Source organism: Eudoraea sp., from assembly GCF_049665975.1.
Lineage (GTDB): Bacteria > Bacteroidota > Bacteroidia > Flavobacteriales > Flavobacteriaceae > Eudoraea.
The window spans coordinates 1-24,827 of record NZ_JBATGR010000074.1; the positions used below are offsets into that span (position 1 = coordinate 1).

Annotated in this window: 25 protein-coding genes; 10 read left to right on the forward strand and 15 right to left on the reverse strand. The window is 35.8% G+C overall.

The features are described 5' to 3' along the window. The first annotated feature begins 230 nt into the window (after window positions 1-230). The 5 genes from WBN20_RS03115 to WBN20_RS03135 all read left to right on the forward strand — a co-directional run bounded on the left by WBN20_RS03115 (window position 231) and on the right by WBN20_RS03135 (window position 6,269). Complete coding sequence (locus WBN20_RS03115) at window positions 231-1,985, forward strand: ABC transporter ATP-binding protein (RefSeq protein WP_424280666.1); 1,755 nt, start codon at window positions 231-233, stop codon at window positions 1,983-1,985. A 78-nt stretch (window positions 1,986-2,063) separates the two neighbouring features. Next, window positions 2,064-2,435, forward strand: a complete 372-nt coding sequence (locus WBN20_RS03120) for a PUR family DNA/RNA-binding protein (RefSeq protein WP_424273827.1) — start codon at window positions 2,064-2,066, stop codon at window positions 2,433-2,435. Window positions 2,436-2,525: 90 nt separating this feature from the next. Next, complete coding sequence (locus tag WBN20_RS03125; RefSeq protein WP_424280667.1) at window positions 2,526-5,051, forward strand: M14 family zinc carboxypeptidase; 2,526 nt, start codon at window positions 2,526-2,528, stop codon at window positions 5,049-5,051. A gap of 142 nt (window positions 5,052-5,193) precedes the next feature. Further along, complete coding sequence (locus WBN20_RS03130) at window positions 5,194-5,748, forward strand: thioredoxin family protein (protein WP_424280668.1); 555 nt, start codon at window positions 5,194-5,196, stop codon at window positions 5,746-5,748. Then, entirely contained in the window at window positions 5,739-6,269 is a 531-nt protein-coding gene (locus WBN20_RS03135) for a GNAT family N-acetyltransferase (protein ID WP_424280669.1), read from the forward strand. Before WBN20_RS03130 ends, WBN20_RS03135 begins: the two co-directional genes overlap by 10 nt. 32 nt (window positions 6,270-6,301) lie before the next feature. Here WBN20_RS03135 and WBN20_RS03140 read toward each other — a convergent pair whose 3' ends face one another. Continuing rightward, window positions 6,302-6,847, reverse strand: coding sequence for a YfiT family bacillithiol transferase (locus tag WBN20_RS03140; protein ID WP_424280670.1), 546 nt, complete (start codon window positions 6,845-6,847; stop codon window positions 6,302-6,304). Window positions 6,848-7,033: 186 nt separating this feature from the next. Between WBN20_RS03140 and WBN20_RS03145 the strand changes: the two genes are divergently transcribed. Continuing rightward, window positions 7,034-7,672 carry a peroxiredoxin gene (locus tag WBN20_RS03145; RefSeq protein WP_424280671.1) on the forward strand — a complete coding sequence of 213 codons (639 nt, stop codon included), beginning with the start codon at window positions 7,034-7,036 and terminating at the stop codon, window positions 7,670-7,672. Between the two features lie 513 nt (window positions 7,673-8,185). On the opposite strand, the gene WBN20_RS03150 is transcribed toward WBN20_RS03145, so the two are convergent. From WBN20_RS03150 to WBN20_RS03160, 3 genes are all read right to left on the reverse strand, one after another. Further along, window positions 8,186-9,118, reverse strand: a complete 933-nt coding sequence (locus WBN20_RS03150; protein WP_424272093.1) for a peptidylprolyl isomerase — start codon at window positions 9,116-9,118, stop codon at window positions 8,186-8,188. A gap of 118 nt (window positions 9,119-9,236) precedes the next feature. Then, window positions 9,237-10,634 carry a M28 family peptidase gene (locus WBN20_RS03155; RefSeq protein WP_424273823.1) on the reverse strand — a complete coding sequence of 466 codons (1,398 nt, stop codon included), beginning with the start codon at window positions 10,632-10,634 and terminating at the stop codon, window positions 9,237-9,239. Further along, on the reverse strand, window positions 10,631-11,512 hold the full coding sequence (locus WBN20_RS03160) for a PPK2 family polyphosphate kinase (RefSeq protein ID WP_424280672.1): 882 nt from the start codon (window positions 11,510-11,512) through the stop codon (window positions 10,631-10,633). The genes WBN20_RS03155 and WBN20_RS03160 overlap by 4 nt, the downstream gene beginning before the upstream one ends. 189 nt (window positions 11,513-11,701) lie before the next feature. On the opposite strand from WBN20_RS03160, the gene WBN20_RS03165 reads away from it, so the two are divergent. Continuing rightward, on the forward strand, window positions 11,702-12,394 hold the full coding sequence (locus tag WBN20_RS03165) for a hypothetical protein (protein WP_424280673.1): 693 nt from the start codon (window positions 11,702-11,704) through the stop codon (window positions 12,392-12,394). Window positions 12,395-12,447: 53 nt separating this feature from the next. Here WBN20_RS03165 and WBN20_RS03170 read toward each other — a convergent pair whose 3' ends face one another. The 10 genes from WBN20_RS03170 to WBN20_RS03215 all read right to left on the reverse strand — a co-directional run bounded on the left by WBN20_RS03170 (window position 12,448) and on the right by WBN20_RS03215 (window position 21,777). Then, window positions 12,448-13,611: a sigma-54-dependent transcriptional regulator gene (locus WBN20_RS03170; protein WP_424273257.1), complete on the reverse strand. Its 1,164-nt coding sequence runs from the start codon at window positions 13,609-13,611 to the stop codon at window positions 12,448-12,450. A 10-nt stretch (window positions 13,612-13,621) separates the two neighbouring features. After that, window positions 13,622-14,500, reverse strand: a complete 879-nt coding sequence (locus tag WBN20_RS03175; protein WP_424280674.1) for a DUF6268 family outer membrane beta-barrel protein — start codon at window positions 14,498-14,500, stop codon at window positions 13,622-13,624. A gap of 49 nt (window positions 14,501-14,549) precedes the next feature. After that, on the reverse strand, window positions 14,550-14,954 hold the full coding sequence (locus WBN20_RS03180; protein WP_424280675.1) for a mechanosensitive ion channel family protein: 405 nt from the start codon (window positions 14,952-14,954) through the stop codon (window positions 14,550-14,552). After that, on the reverse strand, window positions 14,939-16,276 hold the full coding sequence (locus WBN20_RS03185) for an ABC transporter permease (RefSeq protein WP_424273254.1): 1,338 nt from the start codon (window positions 16,274-16,276) through the stop codon (window positions 14,939-14,941). The genes WBN20_RS03180 and WBN20_RS03185 overlap by 16 nt, the downstream gene beginning before the upstream one ends. After that, complete coding sequence (locus tag WBN20_RS03190) at window positions 16,269-17,204, reverse strand: ABC transporter ATP-binding protein (protein ID WP_424280676.1); 936 nt, start codon at window positions 17,202-17,204, stop codon at window positions 16,269-16,271. The genes WBN20_RS03185 and WBN20_RS03190 overlap by 8 nt, the downstream gene beginning before the upstream one ends. A 522-nt stretch (window positions 17,205-17,726) precedes the next feature. Continuing rightward, window positions 17,727-18,839 (reverse strand): molecular chaperone DnaJ, encoded by a 1,113-nt coding sequence (gene dnaJ / locus WBN20_RS03195; RefSeq protein WP_424280677.1) that lies wholly within the window; start codon window positions 18,837-18,839, stop codon window positions 17,727-17,729. Window positions 18,840-18,854: 15 nt separating this feature from the next. Then, window positions 18,855-19,409, reverse strand: a complete 555-nt coding sequence (locus tag WBN20_RS03200) for a nucleotide exchange factor GrpE (RefSeq protein ID WP_424273818.1) — start codon at window positions 19,407-19,409, stop codon at window positions 18,855-18,857. Between the two features lie 136 nt (window positions 19,410-19,545). After that, window positions 19,546-20,505 carry a TIGR01777 family oxidoreductase gene (locus WBN20_RS03205; protein ID WP_424280678.1) on the reverse strand — a complete coding sequence of 320 codons (960 nt, stop codon included), beginning with the start codon at window positions 20,503-20,505 and terminating at the stop codon, window positions 19,546-19,548. Between the two features lie 98 nt (window positions 20,506-20,603). Then, a complete protein-coding gene (gene mnmD, locus WBN20_RS03210; RefSeq protein ID WP_424273816.1) occupies window positions 20,604-21,272 on the reverse strand; it encodes a tRNA (5-methylaminomethyl-2-thiouridine)(34)-methyltransferase MnmD in 669 nt (222 codons plus the stop codon). A gap of 1 nt (window position 21,273) precedes the next feature. Beyond that, a complete protein-coding gene (locus WBN20_RS03215) occupies window positions 21,274-21,777 on the reverse strand; it encodes a DUF4920 domain-containing protein (RefSeq protein ID WP_424280679.1) in 504 nt (167 codons plus the stop codon). A gap of 108 nt (window positions 21,778-21,885) precedes the next feature. Here WBN20_RS03215 and WBN20_RS03220 point away from each other — a divergent pair, with 108 nt between their 5' ends. Further along, on the forward strand, window positions 21,886-22,953 hold the full coding sequence (locus WBN20_RS03220; RefSeq protein WP_424280680.1) for a branched-chain amino acid aminotransferase: 1,068 nt from the start codon (window positions 21,886-21,888) through the stop codon (window positions 22,951-22,953). 57 nt (window positions 22,954-23,010) lie between these two features. On the opposite strand, the gene WBN20_RS03225 is transcribed toward WBN20_RS03220, so the two are convergent. Continuing rightward, on the reverse strand, window positions 23,011-23,397 hold the full coding sequence (locus tag WBN20_RS03225; RefSeq protein WP_424273813.1) for a hypothetical protein: 387 nt from the start codon (window positions 23,395-23,397) through the stop codon (window positions 23,011-23,013). A 539-nt stretch (window positions 23,398-23,936) separates the two neighbouring features. Here WBN20_RS03225 and crcB point away from each other — a divergent pair. Together crcB and WBN20_RS03235 are read left to right on the forward strand one after the other, a co-directional pair. Then, complete coding sequence (gene crcB / locus WBN20_RS03230) at window positions 23,937-24,308, forward strand: fluoride efflux transporter CrcB (RefSeq protein WP_424273665.1); 372 nt, start codon at window positions 23,937-23,939, stop codon at window positions 24,306-24,308. A gap of 283 nt (window positions 24,309-24,591) precedes the next feature. Further along, a partial coding sequence (locus WBN20_RS03235; protein WP_424280681.1) for a P-II family nitrogen regulator occupies window positions 24,592-24,827 on the forward strand: 236 nt, incomplete at its 3' end.

The window sequence follows — 24,827 nt, forward strand, 5'->3', positions numbered from 1 at the left end:
AGGTTAAGGCATAAATGCATTGCATCACTTTTACCCTGATTTGCCTTCGTGTAAGCATTTTAAAGAACCTTGTGTTAAATTAGAAATACAAAACGCCGCAAAAATACTAATCTATTTTAAATCCAAACCTAATTATCGTTTTATCTTATAAGTTTTATAACATTTGTTTTGGGACCAATCAGCTATATTTGTCCATTGATTAATCCCTATTTGCATTACCAGCCATTTTAATGAAAGAACTCAGGCACTTAGACAAATACTTCAAAAAATATTGGTTTAAATTACTCATCGGTATTATTATCACCATTATTGCGCGGATATTTCAATTGGTAATGCCTTCCTATGTAAAAAAATCTATTGAAGTTGTTGAAAATTATGCGGCTTCACAAGTTACAGAGCCCCAGGCAAGAGATTTACTTTTAGAATATATCCTTATCATTGTTGGGGCGGCTTTACTCTCGGGGTTCTTCACCTTCTTAATGCGACAGACCATTATAAATGTATCTAGATACATTGAATACGATTTAAAAAACGAAGTTTTTGATCATTATCAACTTTTAAGTCTAAATTTTTATAAAAAGAACCGCACTGGTGACCTAATGAACAGGATAAGTGAGGATGTTGGACAGGTTAGACTATATACCGGCCCCGCAATAATGTATGGAATTCAAACACTCACCTTATTCGTTTGTCTTATACCTTTAATGTTTATTAAGGCTCCAACTATTGCTTTTTATTCCTTATTACCCTTGCCCATACTTTCTGTTTTGATATATCAGATAAGTAAAATTATTCATAAGCGTAGTACTAAAGTCCAGGAATACCTGTCCACTTTGTCAACCTTTGCCCAGGAATCCTTTTCTGGAGTATCAGTAATAAAAGCATATAGCCTGGAGCCTCAGATAAACGATGAAGTAATCGTTCTGGCAAATGAAGGAAAAGAGAAAAGTATGGATCTGGCCAAAGTAAACGCCTGGTTTTTTCCGTTGATGATCCTGCTAATTGGCATCAGCAACATTTTTGTTATTTATGTGGGAGGTAAGCAATATATTAATGGTGAAATTTCATCTATTGGTACCATTGCAGAGTTTATACTTTATGTAAACATGCTTACCTGGCCGGTAGCTGTTGTAGGGTGGTTAACATCTATTGTTCAGCGCGCCGAAGCTTCTCAGAAGAGGATAAATGAGTTTTTAAAAGAACAACCTGAAATTAGTAATGAGGTTTTAGAAGACACTCCTATAAAAGGCAGCATAGAATTCAAGAATGTCACATTTACCTACGAAGATACTAACATCACCGCACTTAACGATATATCGTTTACCATAAATGAAGGAGAAACAGTAGCTATTATTGGAAAAACCGGATCTGGAAAATCCACTATTCTGGATCTGATTGCCAGACTATATGACACCTCTTCAGGTGAGATTTCAATTGATAATGTCCCGGTTCAAAGACTAAATTTACATAGCCTGAGAGAATCTATAGGGGCTGTTCCGCAAGATGCATTTCTGTTTTCTGATACCATAAAAAATAACATTAGGTTCGGGAAAGAGGACGCCACGGATAACGAAATTTTGAAAGTAGCCCAAAAGGCTGCTGTACATGAAAACATCATGGGCTTTTCTAAGAAGTACGATACAATTCTTGGCGAAAGGGGAATAACCCTTAGTGGAGGTCAAAAACAGCGTGTATCTATAGCCAGGGCTCTGCTAAAAGATCCGAGGATATATCTGTTCGATGATTGCCTTTCTGCTGTGGACACAGAGACTGAAGAACAAATATTACAGAACCTTAAACAAGCTTCACATCTAAGGACGACCCTTATAGTAAGTCATCGTGTTTCATCCGCCAAAAATGCGGATAAGATTATAGTCCTGGAAGACGGAAAGGTACTCCAGGAGGGCACTCACAATGAATTAATAGAAATAGACGGCTATTACAAGGAGCTATATATCAATCAACTATCAGGGAAAGAAATCTAGAAAAATGTTGCTGGATACGCTTTTTTTTTCCATTTTTGAATATATTTTAGGCATAAATACTAACTATATATTGAACAAATGAGCGATAAAGATTTAATGGATCAGGAAGAAATATTCTCAAAAGTTTTAAGAGCTGGGAGAAGGACCTATTTTTTTGATGTTAGGAGTACAAAGGCGGGAGATTATTATCTGACCATTACGGAGAGTAAAAAATTTACGCATGATGATGGCTCTTTCCATTATAAGAAACACAAAATATATCTCTATAAAGAAGATTTTCAATCATTTAGAGAAATCATGGAAGAAATGATGGACTATATAATTGATGAGAAAGGAACTGAAGTAATCTCAGAAAGACATCAAAAAGATTTCAAAAAGGAAGAGCCCAGTCAGAACGGAGAGGTTTCTTCTAAAGATAATTTCACAGATTTAGATTTTGACGATATCTAAACTCTAATTGCAAAAACGTATAAACGATCTTTGTATTCAAAGGTCGTTTTTTGTTTCTATTCCTAAACCTATTTAATATCTGAATGGCTCATGAAAATAACAATAACAACATTACTTCTTTTCTTCTGCCTATTAGGCTTCGCACAGGATTCGATTGATCTTGACTATTATTTGCCACAGAATATCACTTATGATGATAACATTCCTAAACCGGCTGATATTATTGGTCATGAAGTTGGTGAATGGCATGTTACCCACGATAAGTTAATGTTTTATATGCAAACATTAGCCGAGAAAAGTAATCGCATTAGTATTGAAAATCGCGGTTCCAGTTTTGAAGGCAGACCTATTTTATTACTTACTATCACTTCCCCTAAAAACCATAATAATCTGGAACAGATAAGGGCACAACATATTGCACTTACCGATAACGGAAATACGGCAACTCCCATAGAAAACATGCCTATAATAGTATATCAGGGTTTCTCTATTCACGGGAATGAAGCAAGTGGGGCAAATGCAGGATTAGCTTACGCTTACTACCTGGCAGCGGCACAAGGTCCTGAAATTGATGAATTACTGGATAACTTGGTCATTCTTATGGATCCCTCATATAATCCGGATGGGCTTCAGCGTTTTGCATATTGGGCTAATACAAATAGAAGTATCAACCTAAATTCGGATAATAATGAAAGGGAGTATCACGAAGTTTGGCCTGGTGGCCGGACTAATCATTATTGGTTTGACATGAATCGGGATTGGCTTCCGGTACAGTTACCCGAAAGCCGTGCCAGAATAGAAACATTCCATAAATGGTTGCCAAATATTCTAACAGACCATCATGAAATGGTCACCAATTCTACCTTCTTTTTTCAACCCGGCGTACCAACAAGAGTTCATCCTTTAACACCTGCCATGAACCAGGAGCTAACAGCACAAATTGGAAGCTACCATGCCAAAGCATTGAACAAAATAGGTTCTCTTTATTATTCGGAGGAAAGATATGATGACTATTATTATGGCAAGGGATCTACTTTTCCCGATGTCAACGGTGGTATTGGAATATTGTTTGAACAGGCCAGTTCGAGGGGACATATACAAGAAACTGAAAACGGCATCCTTACTTTTCCATTTGCAATCAGAAATCAGTTCACAACCGCATTATCCACCATTGAAGCAGCCAAAAATATGCGTGTTAAGATACTTTCCTATCAGCAGGAGTTTTATCGGAACATGAGAACCGAAGCTTCAAAAAGCAGGACAAAGGCCATTGTTTTTGGGGATAGCAAAGATGCCGCCAAAGCATGGCATCTGGCAGAAATACTTAAAAGACACAAAATAAACTTCCATGAACTTTCGGCCGATGTTACTCTTCGTAGTAAATCGTATAAAAAAGGGCATAGCTATGTGGTTCCAATGAATCAGAAAAACCATAGGCTAATTAAATCTATGTTTGAAAAGCGAACTACATTCACAGATAGTTTGTTTTATGATATTTCGGCATGGACATTTCCTCTTGCATTTAATGTTGATTATGCAGAAATAGAATCTCTGACCAATGCAGGACCACAAATAACCGACTTTAAACGCTTAACCGGGAGTGTAAGTCAGCAAAGTGGTTATGCGTATTTATTTGAATGGCATGAATATTATACACCCAGAGCACTAAACCAAATTTTGTCTAAAGGACTCAGGGCCAAAGTAGCAAAGTCGCCGTTTACCCTGGAAAATAAAACCTATGATTATGGAACAATAATGATTCCAGTGCAAAATCAAGTATTAAACAGCAATGATTTGCATATATTTCTAAAAGAAGTAGCTGAAGACAGTAAAATCCTAATAACGGGTGTGAATACAGGTTTATCACAGGGAATTGACCTGGGTAGTAACGATTTTGATCCTGTTAAAAAACAAAAAGTTGCTTTAGTTGTAGGTAGCGGAATACGACCTTATGATGCTGGAGAAATTTGGCATTTATTTGACACTCGCTATAATATGAAGATTACCAAAATTGATAAAGAGTATCTAAATTCTGTTGATTTAAGTTCTTACACAGATATTATAATACCCAGGTCATCAGGTAAAATTTCAAATGATAAAACTGTGGCTAAAAAGTTAAATGATTGGGTGAAAGCCGGTGGAACGCTTATTGGTTATGGAAATATGGCAAATTGGTTTAGTAAACATGAGCTCATGAGCTTAAAATTTAGAAAGGATACCCTTGAAGCCAGGGATATATCATTTGAACAGAAGTCTGATTTCATTGGGGCGCAGGTTACAGGCGGTGCAATATTCGAGGCTGAACAGGATCGCTCTCACCCTATTAATTTTGGATACAAAAACGATAAAGTATCCCTGTTTAGAAATACAAACGTTTATATTGAACCAGATAAGGATAGCTATAACAATCCTATCCAGTATACCAGTCAACCTCTCCAAAGCGGCTATATTTCAAAAGAAAATTTGGAACTGATTAAAGGCAGTGTTCCATTTAAAGTACAAAAACTTGGCAAGGGCCGCGTTGTTTTATTTACAGATAACACTAACTTCAGGGCCTTTTGGTATGGAACCAATAAATTTCTAATGAACGCTATTTTCTTTGGAAAAATAATGTAAAAAGCTCAATTTTATAATTTCCGAACTTTTGATCTAAGTTATGTCTAGCAGTTAATAGGTGATGAACTTGGAGTTGATGAAGTTTCGTTTTTTTAGCTTATAACTATTAACTTTAATCCTGTTTAAAAGAAAACTTCAAAAGATGGCAAGCACACCAAGTAATATGATGCCTTTGGGCACAATTGCCCCTGATTTTAATTTACCAGATACCATAACAGACAAAATTGTCAGCCTTGACAAATTGAAAGGTAAAAAAGGTAGTGTGATCTTGTTTATCTGTAATCATTGCCCATTTGTTAAACATGTAAATTCCACAATAACACATTTGGCAAGCAAATACCAATCTAAGGGCATAGCTTTTATAGCAATCTCTAGTAATGATATAGTTAATTATCCTCAGGATTCCCCCGAACTCATGAAACAAACCGCATTACAAGAAGGATATAGTTTTCCGTACTTATTTGATGAATCACAGGAAGTGGCCAGGGCATACGAGGCCGCGTGCACTCCGGATTTTTATCTTTTTGACAATGATCTAAGACTTGTTTACAGAGGACAATTAGACGATTCCAGACCAGGAAACGGGATACTCTCAACCGGATTGGATCTAAGAAATGCGCTGGAGGCATTGTTAAGCAATAAACCAATAAATCCGATTCAAAAACCTAGTATAGGTTGTAACATAAAATGGAAATAAAATTTGAAACCGTAACTAATGATACCTGCGAGCTCTATTGTAAAATAGGTATAAAAGCATACAAAGAGCACTATCTGCACTTATGGAAAAATAATGATCCTACCCCTTACATTGAAGAAAGTTTTACCATAGATGTCGTAAGACATGAATTGAAAGATAATTTATTATCTCATTGGCTAATTTATAAAGGAGATACCGCGGTTGGTATTCTTAAACTTATTAAAGATGCTCCGATAGGGCCCTTTAATTTAAAGGAATCTATCTTACTTGAAAAAATATACATCCTAAATAAATTCTCCGGTAAAGGAATAGGGAGCCTTGCACTAAGCTGGGTTGAAATATACTGTCTGAACTCTAACAAACAAGTGCTATGGCTGGAAGCCATGCAAAAAGGACTAGCATTGAATTTCTATCTTAAAAACGGATATCATATCCTAAAAGCAAAGCAATTGAAATTTGATCTGGTTTTGGATAAACAAAAGCCGATGTACGTGCTTTGGAAAAAAATAAGAAGACCTTAGCCCTTTAGTTGTTATTCATTTACCCTGTCATGTCAAATCCAACCCTCTCTTCGTAAAAGTTGTTTAATATGGTTGTAATGATGGTGGCCATGCCAGACATATCGCCCAATATTTTCCTCTAGCGTAGTTGATTCTCTACCCTCAGGATGGATAAAACTGCGTTTTAAGTCTGAAGAAGAAAGCCCTTTAAGTAAATACACCAATTTGGCATGTACTGCTCTGAGGTGACTAATCGATAATTCAATAGGGGCCGTCCTTGTATCAAAAAGTTCTGCCCATTCCTTTTCAAGATAAGGTTTTATGACGGGAGTTTCTTCTGTTAATGCCCACTTAAAACGAATATAACTATGATGGTGGCTATCTGCAACATGATGAATAACCTGGCGAACAGTCCACCCGCCAGGTCTATATGGAGTCTCTAATTGAGCAGTTGACAATTCCTTTACCAGCAACTCCAACTTATTCGGGTAGTGTTCTAAAAAAGCAATCCATTCTAAAATTTGATTTTCCGAAATTTTAGAGGGTGCTTCAAATTTTCCAATGGGATATCGCAAATCTTCTGGTTTCGTATTTTTCATATATCAAAAATAATAATTTTGATTTCCTTAAGCCAAACCAAAACCCTTGTGGTACTTTTTATTTTAAGTAGTCCGGGCTGTTTAATTCATTAAACTTTAATAGATATTTAACCTGGAATTGACAAAAATCATTTCATTAACAATTAATTTTATAGACTTTTAAACTTCAACTTAAAAAAAATAAATATGGCAACAATTCGATTGGGCGACATTGCCCCAGATTTTACCGCTGACAGTTCTGTAGGAACTATTAATCTTTATAATTATTTAGGTGACGGATGGGGTATTCTTTTTTCGCATCCAGCTGATTTCACTCCTGTTTGTACTACTGAACTTGGAACAGCTTCCAAATTTAAAGCAGAATTTGACAAACGCAATGTAAAGATGTTAGCCCTTAGTGTCGATGGTAAAGATTCACACAATGAATGGATAAAGGATATTAATGAGACACAAAATACAACGGTTAATTTTCCTATTATTGCGGATGAGGACAAGAAGGTTTCTTCTTTATACGATATGATACATCCTAATGCCGATAATAATCTTACGGTGCGTTCGGTGTACATAATAGCTCCCGACAAGACGGTTAAACTTATTATTACCTATCCTGCTTCTACCGGTCGTAATTTTCACGAACTATTAAGAGTTATTGATTCTCTGCAACTAACTGCTTATCACAAAGTAGCGACTCCGGCCAACTGGAAGCATGGGGAGGATGTAGTGGTAAGTCCATCTATTCCTACTGATGAAGCACGCGATATGTTTACCAAAGGAGTAGAAGAAATTAAACCTTATCTCCGAATGACTCCGGACCCAACGGCGTAAAAGAACTTTAGTAAAAAAAAACCTTCTCTAATCAGAAGGTTTTTTTTATCTCTTATATGACGCTAAAATTTATTGATGTCAACAATAAGATTTTTGTGATTGAATCTTAAGAGACTACTAAATAATTTGGTTAATAAAATTTAATATTTAAGTGAGCTTAAGCTTGATTTTCTGTCCACCCTTCTTTAATTTTACCCTTGTATTGAAGAGGCGAATATTCCCCCCTGTTGTAAACTAGTCCAAGAATTACTTTTTTTAAAGGGTTACCAGGTAGGGTTTACAGCTGCAAAGGTGTTATATAAATAAGAAAGTACCCCACAAAATAACCTAATTAATTGCTATGTCTGTTTTTTTTGTAATCGTATTCTTTTTATTGGCTATCAATTTAGTTCTCCTTGTTTTTAGTGCGAACAGGGCCAAATAATAAACTTCTTCCAAATTATTGAAAGAAGTTTTACGGTAGTTAATGGATAAGGGTCTCCCTGATATTATTTTTTATTGATATATGGCCTTTTATTTAACCTCCATAAGTTCAACATCAAAAACTAATGTGGCATTAGGAGGTATTACGCCACCGGCACCAGCATTCCCATAACCAAGTTCAGGAGGAATTACAAAACGAGCCTTATCTCCCACTTCTAATAAACTAATACCTTCATCCCATCCCGGGATTACCTGTCCTATCCCTAATTGAAAGTCTATAGGCTGATTGCGTTGATATGACGAATCAAATACTTGTCCGTTAGTCAATGAACCTTCATAATGAACAGAAACCGTATTTCCTTTTGTTGCTTTATTACCATCTCCCTTTTTAAGAATTTTGTAACGAAGTCCACTGTTTGTTTTATCAAATCCTGAAGCAAGTTTTTCTAATTCTGCCTCTGCTTTATCCTTTTCTTCCTTAAGTCTAATTTCGCGTGAACTTTCAAAGGTTGTAAAAGCTTCAACCGCATTCCAGGATTCTGCATCATTTCCAACACGTATGATCTCAAGGCTATTAATTGAATCGCCCTGAGCTATTTCATCAACAATATTCTGTCCTTCTATAACATTTCCGAAAACCGTATGCTTGTTATCCAACCATGGGGTAGCCACATGTGTAATGAAAAACTGACTTCCATTAGTGCCAGGGCCTGCATTAGCCATAGACAGTACGCCAGGTCCTGTATGTTTTAGGTCCGGGTGAAACTCGTCATCAAATTTATATCCAGGATCTCCTGTTCCGGTTCCCTGAGGACAACCGCCTTGAATCATAAAATCTGGGATTACCCTATGAAAACTAAGTCCGTCGTAATAAGGTGTGTTTTTTGGTTTGGCACTATTTTCCAAATTTCCTTCAGCCAGTGCTACAAAATTACCTACAGTGCCAGGGGTCTTGTCATAGGTTAATTTTACTGTTATTTCTCCTTTTGAAGTATTGAATTTTGCATAAATTCCGTCTTGCATATCTTATTTTTTTAATAAGCTGCAAAGGTAATAAATTTATATTGACAGGTATTTATTTTATCCTGCTTCTAAGCTGTATTTAGTAGTTATTTTCAAATAATGAACGGAGGGGGCGGTATTATTTGCCGCCTTCCATATTTGTTGCACTTGTGCCATATTTATCAAATAGATATACCAAACTGGCCATTGTGGCAGCACCAAGTTCAAGTTCACGTTTGTTAACATGCTCAAATGTATCAATCTCAGCATGGTGATGGTCGAAATACCTTTGTGAATCGGGACGCAATCCCGCAAGTACAATTTGGTCATTTTTTAAAGGACCAATATCAGCACCGCTTCCTCCTTTCTCAAACGAATGAACCAGATATGGCTCAAAAAGAGGTTTCCACCTTAAAATTTTAGTAAAATCAGTTTCCTGGCAGTCAAAAGAAAAACCTCTGGGCGTAAAACCGCCTGAATCACTTTCTAATGCAAATACATGTTTCTCTTTTTTGTTTAATGCATTCTCCGCATAGGTAGTTGCTCCTCTTAAGCCGTTTTCTTCATTCATAAAAAGCACCACACGAATTGTTCGCTTAGGGACATATCCCGTTATTCTAATTAACCGAAGAACTTCCATACTCTGTACGCAGCCGGCACCGTCATCATGGGAACCATCACCAAGATCCCAGGAGTCAAGATGGCCACCAACTACTATTATTTCTTCAGGATATGTACTACCCTTTATTTCTCCGATAACATTGTAAGACTGAACATCCTGAAGTTGCCTGCAATTTTGTTTAAAATAAAACTTTATCTCCGGATTGAGTTTCAACGTAGTGCTTAACAATTCAGCACCATTAGTGCTTATTGCAGCGGCAGGAATCCGGTTATTTAAAGGAGTTTCCTCATAGCTCATCGATCCGGTATGCGGATAATCATCCAAACGAAGGCTCATAGAACGAACAATAACACCCACTGCTCCATATTTTGAAGCTTCTTTAGCCCCGGAATACCTTTGTTCCACACTTGCAGAATAAGACTCAAATGTTTTAATCAGCGTTGGATCCATAGGTTTATTGTAAAAGACAATTTTACCTTCAATTTTACTCCGGCCAAGCTTTTCCAATTCTTCAATTCCATTTACTTCTATTACATTGGCCTTGATACCACCGGAAGGGGTAGAAATAGATCCGCCTAATGCACAAATAGGTACGTTATTCGTAATTCCCGGTTTACTTTCAATATAGGCAAATTCAGGTACTCCCCTAACCCATTTAGGAACCATTACGGGTTGTAACCATACCCGATCCAGTCCGAGGGAATCCAATTTCTGTTTGGTATACTCAACGGCCTGTTCGGCCTGTACTGAACCTGTAAGTCTGCCTCCAATCTGATTGGATAAATAATTCAACCAATCATAAGCCTTTCCTTGAGACAGGGATGTATTATAAATTGTTTTTAGCTGTTCGGTGTCATCCGTTTGTGACCAGATAGGTCCAACCATTAACAGAAGCAGCAGGCCTAAATTTTTCATTTTTCTTTTTCTAATTGGGATTTATAGATTTCAATATTAGCTTTTATTTTATCATCAAGCTCTGGTTCCCTAATATCTTTGTATTTTTTTAACGATTCCAACAAAATAGTAGCAACAATTAATCTTGAAGCACTCTTATTATCGGCGGGAATCACAAACCACGGGGCATTGGTTTTAGAAGTTCTGTTAATTGCTTCCTCGTAACATTGCTGATAATCATACCAAAGATTCCGCTCTTTTAGATCACCAGGTGAGAATTTCCAATTTTTTTCCTGCAGACGTAATCTCCGCAATAATCGCTGTCTTTGTTCTTCTTTAGAAATGTTTAAAAAGAATTTGAAAACAAGGGTTCCATTTTCTGAAATATGGCGTTCAAAATCATTAATCTGCTTATACCTTTTGTCCCAGAATGATTTATCAATATCTGCCACCGAATTAATATTTGGAATATTCTCATTTAAAATATACTCCGGATGGACCTTAGTTACCAATACATTTTCATAATGGGTTCTGTTAAATACTCCAAATTTCCCTTTAGGTGGGAGCGCAACATAATGTCTCCAGATATAATCATGATCCAGCTCAAGTTCCGTAGGCACTTTAAAACTATGTACAACAACTCCTCTAACATTGCAATCTTTGAACACTTCACGAATAAGGCTATCCTTTCCCGAAGTATCCATCCCCTGAAAACAAATCAGGACAGCGTATTTTCCATGTGCATATAACGTATTTTGAAAATCACCTAAATCTTCACGCAATTTTTCCAGTTTTTTTTTGAGTTCCTTGTCTGTGCTTTCAAGGTTTTCCGAAGTATTAAGATCCGCTAATTTTAATTCAGAAACTATTTTATAAGAGGCTATATCGATTTTCTTCATGAGTTGAATATATAATATTTTGTTGTCCTAATAATGGCCCAAATTTAAAAATAACCTTTTATCCTTAATAATGGGCCATTCGACCTTTAATAGGGAAAGATCAGACAATTAAACGAATAAATAAGGCGACAGGGGCGATGCACTTTATCTTTATCCTGCCTAAATTTTACATAATCAATACTTTAAGCTATGAAGGTCTTCTGTACCATTCTAATGTTCTTTGTGCTTTTCTCTATGTCTTCTTTTGATATGAGTAAGGCATGTGATTATGCAGGATCGAATATTGGGTATATCAAATCCCAGACAGAACGCGCTCTTGCTGCAGAAGATATTAATACTTCTCGCTTCTTTGCCTATAAAGCTCTTAATGCCATTGAAAAATCGAAGGAACAAATTGAAGCCTGCGGTTGTGATTATGCGAAAGAGAGTATTTATGAAGGTCTTGATAACCTAAAGAAAGCCACCAGGGTTTCCTCCTTAAACGGCGCTAAAATACTTCTAACCAGGGCGTTGGATAACTCTTCGGGCAGCCTTGAGGCCATAAGAGATCATGAAGAACATCAGGGAAGTTTATATGCCAATGATATGCTGGCAATGAACACCAAAACAGCAGATAAAGAAAAATTAAGCATGATAATGCCCGTTGGCAAAGAACTGGAACGAAAAATTGATCAGTCGCTCGTAAATTATCAAAATTCTCTGGACGAAGTAGTTAATAGTGTAGAATGCAAAGAGGCCTACGAGTTTGCAAGTAGAATTTACGAGCACTGTGAACAGGAACTTCTTAAGCCGGGACTTACCGAAGCCAAAAAATATTACAATTTAAGGACAAAACAAATTACGGCACTCGCACTTGATAAATTAAAGGATTGCAATAATTAGTATACAAGGATTTTCCGAGACCACTTTATTTAATTTACCTAATTATAGATTGGCTATTTACTCGCAAACAGTGTTACGTCTTCTTCGGTAATTTCTGCACCACCTAATATAATCAAGCGCTCGATCACATTTCTTAATTCGCGAATATTACCGGTCCAGTCATAACTTTTTAAAAGTTCAAGAGCTTTTTTGGTAAACTTTTTATCAACTACCCCCTGCTCAGATGCAATTTTGTGGGCAAAATGATCTATTAGGAGTGGAATATCTTCCCTTCTGTCATTTAATGATGGTACATTTATGAGTATAACAGCCAAACGATGATATAGATCTTCCCTAAATTTTCCCTCGGCAATTTCGTGCTGAAGATCCTTATTGGTGGCAGCAATTACGCGCACATCAACTTTAATATCCTTATCGGTGCCAACCCTTGAGATTTTACTCTCTTGTAAAGCTCTAAGTACTTTGGCCTGAGCTGAAAGACTCATATCTCCTATCTCATCCAAAAATATAGTGCCTTTGTTCGCAGCCTCAAATTTACCGGCTCTATCTCTTACCGCCGAAGTAAAGGCCCCTTTTACGTGACCAAATAATTCGCTTTCAATCAATTCTGAAGGGATTGCCGCGCAATTTACTTCAATAAATGGTGCTCCGCTGCGATTACTTTTTTCATGTAGCCAATGGGCAACAAGTTCCTTTCCAGTGCCATTTGATCCAGTTATTAAAACTCTTGCATCTGTTGGCGCCACTTTATCAATCATATCCTTGATAACAGTAATCTCCGTACTTTGCCCAATCATTTCATAGCCTTTACTAACTTTCTTCTTTAAGGTTTTGTTTTCCCGAACAAGTTCCTTTTTATCTAAAGCATTCCGAACTGTTGTTAGAAGTCTGTTTAAGTCGGGTGGTTTTGAGATGTAGTCAAAAGCCCCTAACCTCATTGTATTTACGGCAGTATCCAAATCCCCATGTCCTGAAATCATTACAAAAGGTATTTCCGGTCTAATTTTTTTAGCTGCCTGTAAGACCTCAACACCATCCATTTTGGGCATTTTTATATCACAAAGGGCAAGGTCATAGTCCTTTTTTTTAATCATCTCCAGACCAATTGAACCATCTTCTGCCTCATCTACTTCATACATTTCGCTTTCTTCAGATAAAATCTTTACTAAAACCCTTCGGATAGCCGCTTCATCTTCTATTACCAGTATTTTTGACATGCTTTTATTATTAAAAAATTGATATTTTAAATCCCGCTTTCCAGTAAAGACCTCCAGCTTTTTTATCATTTAAGGTATATACTTTTTCCCTCTTACTATTTCTGAGCAAACCCTGCTGGTTTAATGTAACTCCCCCGATTCCATAAAAAGACATACGTTTATTAATATTATATTGGTAACCTAAAGCTCCAACAATGGCCGAAAGTGAAACAGAGGATCCCAATTCACCATCCGGCAAAAGAATGTCGTTTTGCACATTTACAAAGTAACCGTCCAAAAATAGTGCCATTTGTATGGTGTGCTTATCTTTTAAGTGATATCTGAAATCCGTTCTTGGAATTCCCAGGGAGTATGACCAGGACCTGTGAAACCTTTTGTGATAGTTAACCAGTGGCAGCGGAAAAGGCAGACCGGTAGTACTATTATAGGTCAGGCCTAATATTAATCTAAAGGGTTTCTCAACATCCTTTTTCTCCTTCCACATAGTTGCAGTAAGGTTTAATAAGAAGTCATCTCCCTGAAGACCATTTACCAAATTGGAGGCTATTCTTGGAGTTACAATACCCACAAATCGCCAGTCTTCGTTAAATTTAAAAATATAGCCCACATTAAGATCAATGACATAAAGTGTATTTAATTCACTGGAATCAAAAGGATATTCCTTGGTGTTTTCAAAATCAATTAGATTAAACTCACCGCCAAGTACCAAAAACTTATCGAGGCCAACTTTAATAGGCACATTTAGTAAAAATCGGTAACGTGTTGCATTGGCACCCGAATCTGCTTTCGGAAGCGAACTATATTCAACCCTTAAGATATCTGTACTTTGAGCAAAACAAATGCCACTTACTAAAAGTAATAACCAGAATAATCCAATACGTTTTACCATCTTATTATTCTAGACTTGCTATGACAATTCATCAATTAATTTTAAGTTTTTATTTTTTAAATAAGTGAACATCTCTTTGAGGAAACGGGATTTTGATATTATTTTCCTGGAATTTAGAATCAATTATATATCGGATTCTGCTTTTTATCTTCAACACTCTAAAACTGTGATTAATATAAAAATTGATTGAAAATAAAAGACTGGAATCCCCTAAATCATCAAAAAGAACGAATGGTTTGGGTTCCATTAATATTTCTTTATCAGCTGCCAAACAAGATAGCAGGACAGTTGTCCCCAGTTGAACATCGCTTCCATAAGCTAACCCTACCTTAATTTTCTCTTTGGTAATAATATTATTTTGGGTATAGTTATAAATGGAGTCCCAAACATCTTCCCTAATGAATTTCTCTACCTGGTTGGCTTGCTGATCTTGAATGATTAGTACTTGAGCCATTTGTATAGTTCTTTATAGGTAGGTTTTTTACCATACATTAAAATTCCTACCCGGTAGATTTTGGCTGCAAGCCATACGATACCAATAAAAGTTACAATTAATAGTACAATGGATAATATTACCTGCCATAATGGAACTCCGCCTTCTCCAATCCCGCCGGGTAAACGCATTAGCATAACAATAGGTGAGGTTAACGGAAATAGCGAAAACCCAACAGCAATAGGACCATTGGGGTTGCTAAACACCGAAAAGAACCCAACATATATAGCCAACATTAAAGGCAGTATTATTGGAAAGATAAATTGCTGAGTATCCGTCTCGTTATCCACTGCTGCTCCTATAGCCGCATAAATAGAGCTGTAAATTAAATATCCAAGAATAAAATACACTAAAAACAATGAAATGAGCATAAACCAGGGTATCTGAAGAAATTCAATTGCATACAATTGCATAGAATTTGTCGCAGCCGGTAATGGTGAAATACTGCTCATAGGGTTCGAAGCTGTGACAGCTTGATCACTAAGTCCTGTCAAATCTATTCCAAAAATCAAAAATACACCAAGCAATAGCAGGGACGCAGATATAATCCAAATAACAAATTGTGTTATTCCAGCTAGGGAAGTACCAATAATTTTACCCAACATTAATTGAAATGGCTTAACGGAAGAGATTATTACTTCAATAATACGGCTCGTTTTCTCTTCAATAACACTGCGCATAACAAAACCACCATATATTATAATAAACATCATTATCAAATAACCAAATCCACCCCCTATAAAGGCTTTCATTTCATTTATTCCCTTTAAATTCTGTTCCCCGCTAAAAGTGGCTATGTTAATTTCAAATCTATCATTTATTGTAGTAAATTCTTCTGTAGAAACTCCTATATCTATAAGTTTCCTTTGTCTTAAGCGCTCCTCGAAAATATCTTCCAAAGGATCCAGAACAAAATTACTTGGAGCTTCTTTTGAATAAAAGAAAGCGTTTTGAGTTACCTCTTCAAGGTCATTGTAATTAGGAATATGTAAGAGCCCGGAAAAGCCAAGACTCAAAGTAGAATCCTTAGCTGCTTGCAACGATAAATCTTTAAGAAAGATATAGGAAATTCTATCAGTCGTATTGAAGTCAGTAGAGAAATAATCGCTTTCATTAAAGACCGCAATTATTCTCTTTTGACTATCGTTTACCTTGGTGAGATAAGCAATAAGTACGATCATGCCCACCATCAGAATTGGACTAAGAAAAGTCATGATTACAAATGATTTGTTTCGAACTTTGGCAAGATATTCACGCCTAATTATAAGTGATAATTTATTCATGGTCATTTTTGCGTTGTACTTTTTTAATAAAAATATCATTAACGGAAGGAATGGTCTCCACAAAACTATTAATTATCGACTCCGAAGATAGGAATGCTAAAAAAGATCTGGTGTCATCTGTGGGTAGCTGAACTGTAAAGTCTAACTGCTTTCTATTCATATCATAGTGAGAAGAGGAAATATCAAATTTATCGGCAATCAGTTTTAAAAAATTGTCTCCATTTTCCAATTCAAGCCCTACTCTAAACATGTTGTTTTTGTACTCTTTTTTTATATCTTCAAGCCTACCGTCCAAAATCTTTTCAGCATTGTGCAATAAGGTAATATATTCGCATAATTCTTCAACAGATTCCATTCTGTGAGTTGAAAAAATAATAGATGTCCCTTTTTCTCTTAGGTTTATAATCTCTTCCTTAATAATATTGGCATTTATTGGATCGAAACCACTAAAAGGTTCATCAAAAATAAGAAGTTTCGGCTCATGCAAAACTGTTACAATAAATTGAATTTTTTGAGCCATACCCTTTGAGAGTTCCTGAATTTTCCTATTCCACCAATCACCTATCTCCAGCTTATCAAACCAATACTTTAGTTTCTGATTTGCGTCAGATTTGCTCAATCCTTTTAGCCGGGCAAGATATAGTGCCTGCTCACCAACTTTCATGCTTTTATAAAGACCTCTCTCTTCAGGAAGATAACCAATAAATGCAATATGATGAGGTTGCAATAATTCTCCATCAAAGATAACTTCACCGGAATCCGGAAAAGTAATTTGATTTATTATCCTAATTAAGGTCGTCTTACCAGCACCATTTGGTCCTAAGAGACCATAAATACTATTCTTTGGTATAGTCAGTGAAACATTATTCAATGCAATTTGGCCGCCAAATTTTTTAGTAACATTATTGGCAACAAGAATATTATCCATTCAGGCTATTTTTTACATTTTGATTGTATCTGTAAAGTGTTCAAAATGAGTTTTGAATTAAGTAAGATCAAATAGAACATATTACAATTACAGCCTAATCTTTAATATTAAGCTTAAAATTTAATATCTATCGCCATACCCTATTTATAGGATTCAAAGATATAGAAATGCATTAAAACGGTTTGGTAATTTATAGTATTTTGTTTTTGTCTAGCTGATGTGGCAATAAATGCCGGTATCTATCATTTTTATTATGCCATCTAACAGGAGGAAAAGTATAAATCTAAAAACTCTGATTAGATTAAAGATTATCAATATTATACCCTGTGAATTAATCGATTCAAAATGAACTTTAAATAAAAAAAGAGCATTACTTTTTGTTGGACAAGCTTTTATAAAACAAAACCCACCCTTAAAAGATTAAGGATGGGAAAAAAATTGCTATGAAAAAGAAAATTAATATTGGTTTCCCAATATTGCTTCAAATATACGTTTTTTATTTAAAAAGAAAACTTTAATTCGTTAAGAGAACATATCTTTTACTTTTTCAAAAAAGGATTTATCCGATTTTTCAGGCTTAGGCTCAAAGTTCTCACTATTCTGCATCTTCTGAAAAAATTCACGTTGTTCCTTATTTAGCTCTTTTGGTGTCCAGACGTTCACGTGCACTAAAAGGTCGCCAGTGCCATAACCATTTATGCTGGAAATACCTTTTCCCCTTAATCTTAGAATCTTACCCGATTGAATCCCGGATTCTAATTTAATGCGAACCTGACCACTTACGGTATCAATCTCCTTTGTAGTGCCTAAAACTGCATCAGAAATACTTACGTATAAATCGTAATGTAAGTTATCACCTTCTCTTTTTAAGGTTCCATGTTCGATGGTCTCTATTGCAACCAGCAAATCCCCTGCTATTCCATCACCAGGAGCTTCGTTACCTTTACCTGATACTTTTAACTGCATTCCCTGCTCTACACCAGGCGGTATTTTTATAGAAACGGTCTCTTCAACTATTTTTAAACCCTGAGCGTCAGCATCACTTGGTCTTTTATCTATTATTTGCCCACTTCCGCCACAACTGTTGCAAGTAGCCGCTGTTTGCATCCTACCCAGAATTGTATTGGTTATTTTTGTTACCTGCCCTGCACCATTACAAGTAGTGCATGTTTTATAGGTCACACCGGGCGCCTGCTTTTTACGCTTTACTTTAACCTTTTTCTCTACACCATGCGCAATCTCCTCAAGGGTTAAACTAACACGAATTCTTAAATTACTGCCTTTCATCCTGCGTTGACCACCACTGAAACCGCCAAATCCTCCAAATCCTCCTCCAAATGCACTGCCAAATATATCCCCAAATTGGCTAAATATATCCTCCATGTTCATGCCGCCACCGCCAAAACCGCCACCTTCAAATGCCGCATGCCCGTATTGATCATATCTGGCCTTTTTATCAGGATCACTCAAAACTTCATAAGCCTCAGCTGCCTTTTTAAACATTTCTTCTGCCTCGGGATCTCCCGGGTTTTTATCCGGATGAAATTCTATCGCCTTTTTACGATATGCCTTTTTAATCTCGCCAGCTGTAGCATTTTTGGAAATACCTAATATTTCGTAGAAATCCTGCTTCATAAGTCTTTTGTAAATTTAATTTCCAACGACCACTTTTGGATGTCGGATTATTTTATCTCCAAGTTTATACCCCTTCTCAACAACATCTATGATTTTACCTTTTAGCTTTTTGCTAGGAGCAGGAATCTGAGTAATTGCGTCGTGCTCTTCGGCGTCAAAAGTATCGCCTACTTTGGTTTTCATCTCCTGTAAACCTTTAGATTTAAGCGTTTCTTTAAATTTGTTGCTAATAAGATCCACACCTTTAAACAATTCTTTTTCAGTGGACTTTGAAATCTCCTTTAGAGCCCGATCAAAATCATCCATGATAGGCAACAAGGCTACTATAACTTCTTGTCCGGCAGTTTTAAAAAGGTCCATACGTTCTTTAGTAGTGCGCTTTTTATAATTTTCAAACTCCGCAAAAAGCCGTAAAAACTTATCTTTTTCTTTATCCAGATCTTCCTGTAATTGCTCTTCTGCTGATTTCACCTCTTCTGGTTGTCTATTTATATCTGATTCCAAATCCTGTATTTCCTGCTCTTCGGGAATCATTTCATTTATCTCTTCTGACTTATCTTTTTTATTCATTTGATATAGCTTTGTGTAAACCTCAAATTAAGATGGCAAAAGTACTGCCAATTCTTGAAAAATGTCAAAATGTCACAAAAAAAACACCCTAATTGAAGGATGTTCAAAAGATAACTACTTATATCTTTGTTAAAATCTATACATATTCTTTGGCCAATACATCATCCGGATTATCCTCATTAACTTCCTTTAAGTATATATTTTCAAGCGCTCTACAAATATTATTGTACTTAAAATTAAAGCCTTTTTTCTCTATTTTTTTACTACTCACACGCTGACTAACAAATAATAGATAAGACATCTCACCCAGGATAAATTTCATTACAAATTGAGGTATATTGGGCAAAAATAAAGGTCTATTGAGAACCTTGGCAAGTTCTTTAACCATTTTTGTATTGGTAACAGGGTTTGGCGCAACGCCGTTATAAACACCAGACAATCTATTTTCGATTACATATAAGAACATACGCGCAAGATCGTTAACATGGATCCAAGATTGCCATTGTCTGCCTGAACCAAATGAAGCTCCTATATATCTTCTTACTGCATTGGCCATATTTGGCAAGGCTCCCCCTTTTGATGAGAGAACGAGACCTACTCTTATTTTAGTAACAGAACATTTAAGCGACTTAAACTTATCGATTTCCTTTTCCCAAATCTCTGTTACATCCCCCAAAAAACTTGTATCAATTTCTGTTTCTTCTTCAGTATAAAAATTAGGTAAGGAATTTGGATAGATACCTATGGCAGATGCCGAAATAAAGGATATGCTTTCTTCCAGATCCAGATTTTTAAGAGCATTATAAAGCGTATTTACACTATCTACTCTGCTTGAGAGAATTTCGTTTTTATAAGATTTAGTCCATCTTTTCGCAATACTGGCCCCAGCCAAATTGATGATTGCTGTAACTCCTTCAAAACAGTTTAAATCTATCTTGTTTGCCTTTGGCTCCCAATAAAATCCACGGTAATTTGTTTCGTTTTTTATTTTTGACTTATCAGTAGTAAGATAATTTACTGAAATCCCCTTTTCAAAACATAAATCGGTTATTGCAGTCCCTATTAAACCAGTGGCTCCGGTGATCAAAACTTTCATCGTATAATTTTGGTTAAAGATATTGGTTTTTATATCTGTGGCAATCAGGTTTAATTTGGATTTAACAGTATCTTTTATGAATTATCCCCGGAATTAGTTTACCCAGATACTTTAAGTGCTCTCAACATTTCCCTTTTACCAGGTGGGCCGGGTAGTCGTTCAACAACAAAACCAACGCTTTGCATTGCCCGTCTCACACTCCCTTTAGCCGAATAGGTTACCAAAACTCCATTTTCGGTGAGAGCATTGTACATCTTTTCAAAAATTATCTCTGTCCAAAGTTCTGGTTGTACCCTGGCCCCAAATGCATCGAAATAAATAAGGTTGTAAAGATTACTTTCAGAAATGTCCAGGAAGTCCTTTTTTTGCTTGCTAAATGAAAAATGAGGTGTAAGTCTTATTTTATTTTCCCAGGCACTTCTGTGCATTTCAGAAAAGGCATTACTAAAAGCTTCAGCTTTCAAAGTAGCGATGTAGTCTAATTGCAATATTTCCTCTATTGTAATGGGATATGCCTCAATGCCCGTATAATGAACCAGTCTGGAATTCTTTTCGGCCTCAATCAAAGTAATGAGTGCATTAAGACCTGTACCAAAACCAATCTCCAAAATACTAATGGCCTCATTGGTCAAATATGAAAAGCCTTTATCAATAAAAACGTGATATGCCTCATTTACAGCCCCATGTATGGAATGATATTGCTCGTTCCAATCCTGTACCTGGATGGTTTTAGAACCATCTCCGGTGGTAATTATCTTTCTTATCAACTTATTGCCCTATTAGTACTCCATCTGCCTCAAACCCAAAGGTTTTTTTAGGTTCTTTAATCTGCTTAATAACCTCTTGGGATTCACCAGCATCTTTGGCATAATGCTTTTGATCTTCAACACTCATGTTATCTATAAAAGCACTTCCATTTACAACAACTTCCCTGCCTTCTATATCCTTGGGAACAAAAAAGCCATAATCTTTAAATTTCACCATTACCTCCTCTCCATTTTTCAAATTTAGTTTCATCCAGCAACCTTTAGATTTACAAACGTCAGTAACTGTGGCCAAAAACTTTGTTTCCAGAGTATCTGCTTCCTTTAACGACTGGAATTGATCAAGCATATCTTCGCTGCCAATGGCACCTTTATAGTCAATTAATTTACCAAATGAAGCATAATCCCTTTCAATTTGGACATTTTGACTTTCCTCAGATGCATTTTGTTTATTCTTACAACTAACTAACAGTACTAAAAACACAAGTAAAATGTTAAAACTTTTCATTATCAATAATATTTATGACACATCTACAAAACTGGTGATTTTTCCTCGAAAAAAGAAGTCATGAACGGTGATAATTGTTTAATTTTATTCTTAGAAAAAGTGATTTCAATGGATACAGTAGCGAAAAACCTGATAATCGAGAAGGCTGAAACATCTAAGATTAGCAAGGTTAATTTTGATCATCTTCCTTTTGGCGCATATTTCACAGATCATATGTTCATCTGTGATTATAGGAATGGTGCATGGGAAACACCCAAAATAATCCCTTATCAACCATTGCAAATGGAACCTTCCTCCAGGGTATTTCACTATGGCCAGGCAGTTTTTGAAGGGATGAAAGCCTACAGGGATGATGAAGGTGGTGTTTGGTTATTCAGACCTGATGAAAACTACAGGCGCATAAATAAATCAAGTGTCCGACTTGCAATGCCTGAATTTCCTGAAGAGTATTTTTTTGATGGTCTTAAAAAGCTTTTACAAATAGATGAGAAGTGGATTAAACCAGGTGTGGGTAATTCTTTATATATCCGTCCTTTTGTTATAGCCACACAAGCAGGTATTATTGCTTCACCCTCTGAAGAATATAAATTTATAATTATATGCTCTCCTGCTCAATCCTACTACGGAGGTGATGTAAGAGTAAAGATTGCCGAAAAATATAGCAGGGCCGCAGATGGTGGATTTGGTTTTACAAAAGCTGCCGGTAACTATGCAGGCCAATTTTATCCAACCAACCTTGCTAAAGAAGAAGGGTTTCAGCAAGTGGTTTGGACAGATGCCAGCACACATGAGTACATTGAAGAGGCTGGAACAATGAATATTTTTATTCGATTAGATGACAAACTAATTACTTGCCCCACCGGAGATAGGATTTTAGATGGTATAACCAGAAAAAGTATCATTGATTTGGCAAAAGACAGGGGCATAGAAGTAGAGGTAAGACCTATAAAGGTGTCTGAGTTGGTTGAGGGTATAAAGAATCATTCTCTAAAAGAAATGTTCGGTAGCGGAACAGCTGCAGTCATTAATCCTATTTTGGGCTTTGGTTATAAAGAAGAACGCTATGAATTACCAAAAATTGAAAATTCGTATGCGTCAACCTTGAAGCAACAGCTAATGGATATCCAATATAACAAGACTGAAGATAAATTTGGATGGAGGTACAAAGTACTGTAATCCAATTAAACAAAAAGAAAAGGGCACTAAATATTAGTACCCTTTTTATTTATCAAGTTATTTATCAAGGATAGCCTGAATATTTGGTTTAAAATATTCTGGCCCTTTAAGCACTTTACCATCCTCCCGGTAAATGGGTTTCCCATCTTTTCCTAATTTACTCATATTACTGCGCTGTATTTCTTCAAACACTTCCTCAATTTTATATTGCATACCGTGTTCCAGAATAGTTCCACAAAGAATATAAAGCATATCCCCTAATGCATCTGCCACTTCTGCCAGATCATTATTTTGGGCTGCCTCCAAATATTCCTTATTTTCTTCATCCATCAGGTCAAATCGCAACTTGTTCTTTGCAACACCCAGGTCCGCTTTCATTGAGTGGGCTACTCCAAGGCCAAAAGATTTATGAAAAAGTTCAACAGAGGCAATTTTCTTTTTCATGGGTTTTTTGTTTTAGTTTTGCGTAAAAATAATAAATATGTTTAGCACAGGACAAGTAGTATTTGCAATAATTTTTATTTTGTTATTCACAGTGATCCTGCTATTTTCTTACGGAAAAGACAAAAAACTTCATGCTAAATATTACCGGGGTGTAAAGTGGGTAGGAATTGTGTTTATAATATTCATAATAATCTTATTTGCAATGAAGTACATTCTCAAAAATTAACATAATTATTGCCAACACCACAAAAATTAAATGATTTACAACAAATTTTGCTTTTCATTCGTATAATACAAGAAAAGAAGTAATTTTGCGTTAACCAATTATATCATTATTCTAAAATGACCACTTTTTTAACTATTTTTTTTGTTCTAATACTTGTTAATGCAGCACTTTTATTTTTTAGCATAACAAGTGCTCGCCAAAGAGTAAGCAAACTAAGGAAAAGTATTTCTGAGCAGTCTTTGACTAAAATTTATCCTCTGGATTTAAATCAAACCAAGTACAAAAAAGCCATTTAGTTTTTTACCTTTAGGGTATGAAACAATTTTTACTTGTTTTTATTGGAGGTGGGATTGGTAGCTTTCTTCGTTTTATTATTGGCAAAACTTTCAACGATTATTTTCAAAATTTTTACCTTGGTACATTCCTGGTTAATATTATTGGTTGCCTGATAATTGGTTTTCTTCTGGGCACATCTATGAAAGGTAATCTACTTTCAAAAGATCAAATCTTAATTCTCTCTACGGGATTTTGTGGAGGATTTACTACATTTTCTGCATTTACTTTAGAAAATCACGGGTTACTTCAATCCGGCGAATTGTTGCACTTTTCCTTTTATACTTTTAGCAGTATTGCAGTGGGTGTTCTCGCGATTGTTTTGGGGCTTTGGCTTTCCAGGCTAATATGAAAGCATCAACGATTTAAACATTTTTTTTATCCTTATAATAGAATTCTTAATACCTCACCGCTTTATAAAAAAAAAGTAGGGCTTTTTTATTTTCCTACAAGTTTAGTTAAAGCTCTCTCACAAAATCATCAAATAAACAGTTTTTTTCTTTTTTAATAGTATACCCTCAAAATTTATAGGGTCTAATTCATATAATTATAAAAATTATAATACCACCCCCTATTTTTTTAGGGTCTTAATTATTTTAATATATATTTGCCGGGATCAACAATAAAATTTACAAATGAAAAAAGTTGAAGCAATTATTAGGAAATCCAAATTTGATGATGTGAAAAATGCACTTCATGAAATTGAGGTAAATTTCTTTAGTTACTGGGATGTAACTGGAGTTGGTAATGAAAAGCAAGGACATGTCTATCGAGGTATTTCATACAGTACCACTGACATCCAAAGAAGGTATCTGGAAATAGTAGTGTCTGATGAATTTCTTGAAAGAACCGTAAACACGGTGCTGGAAGC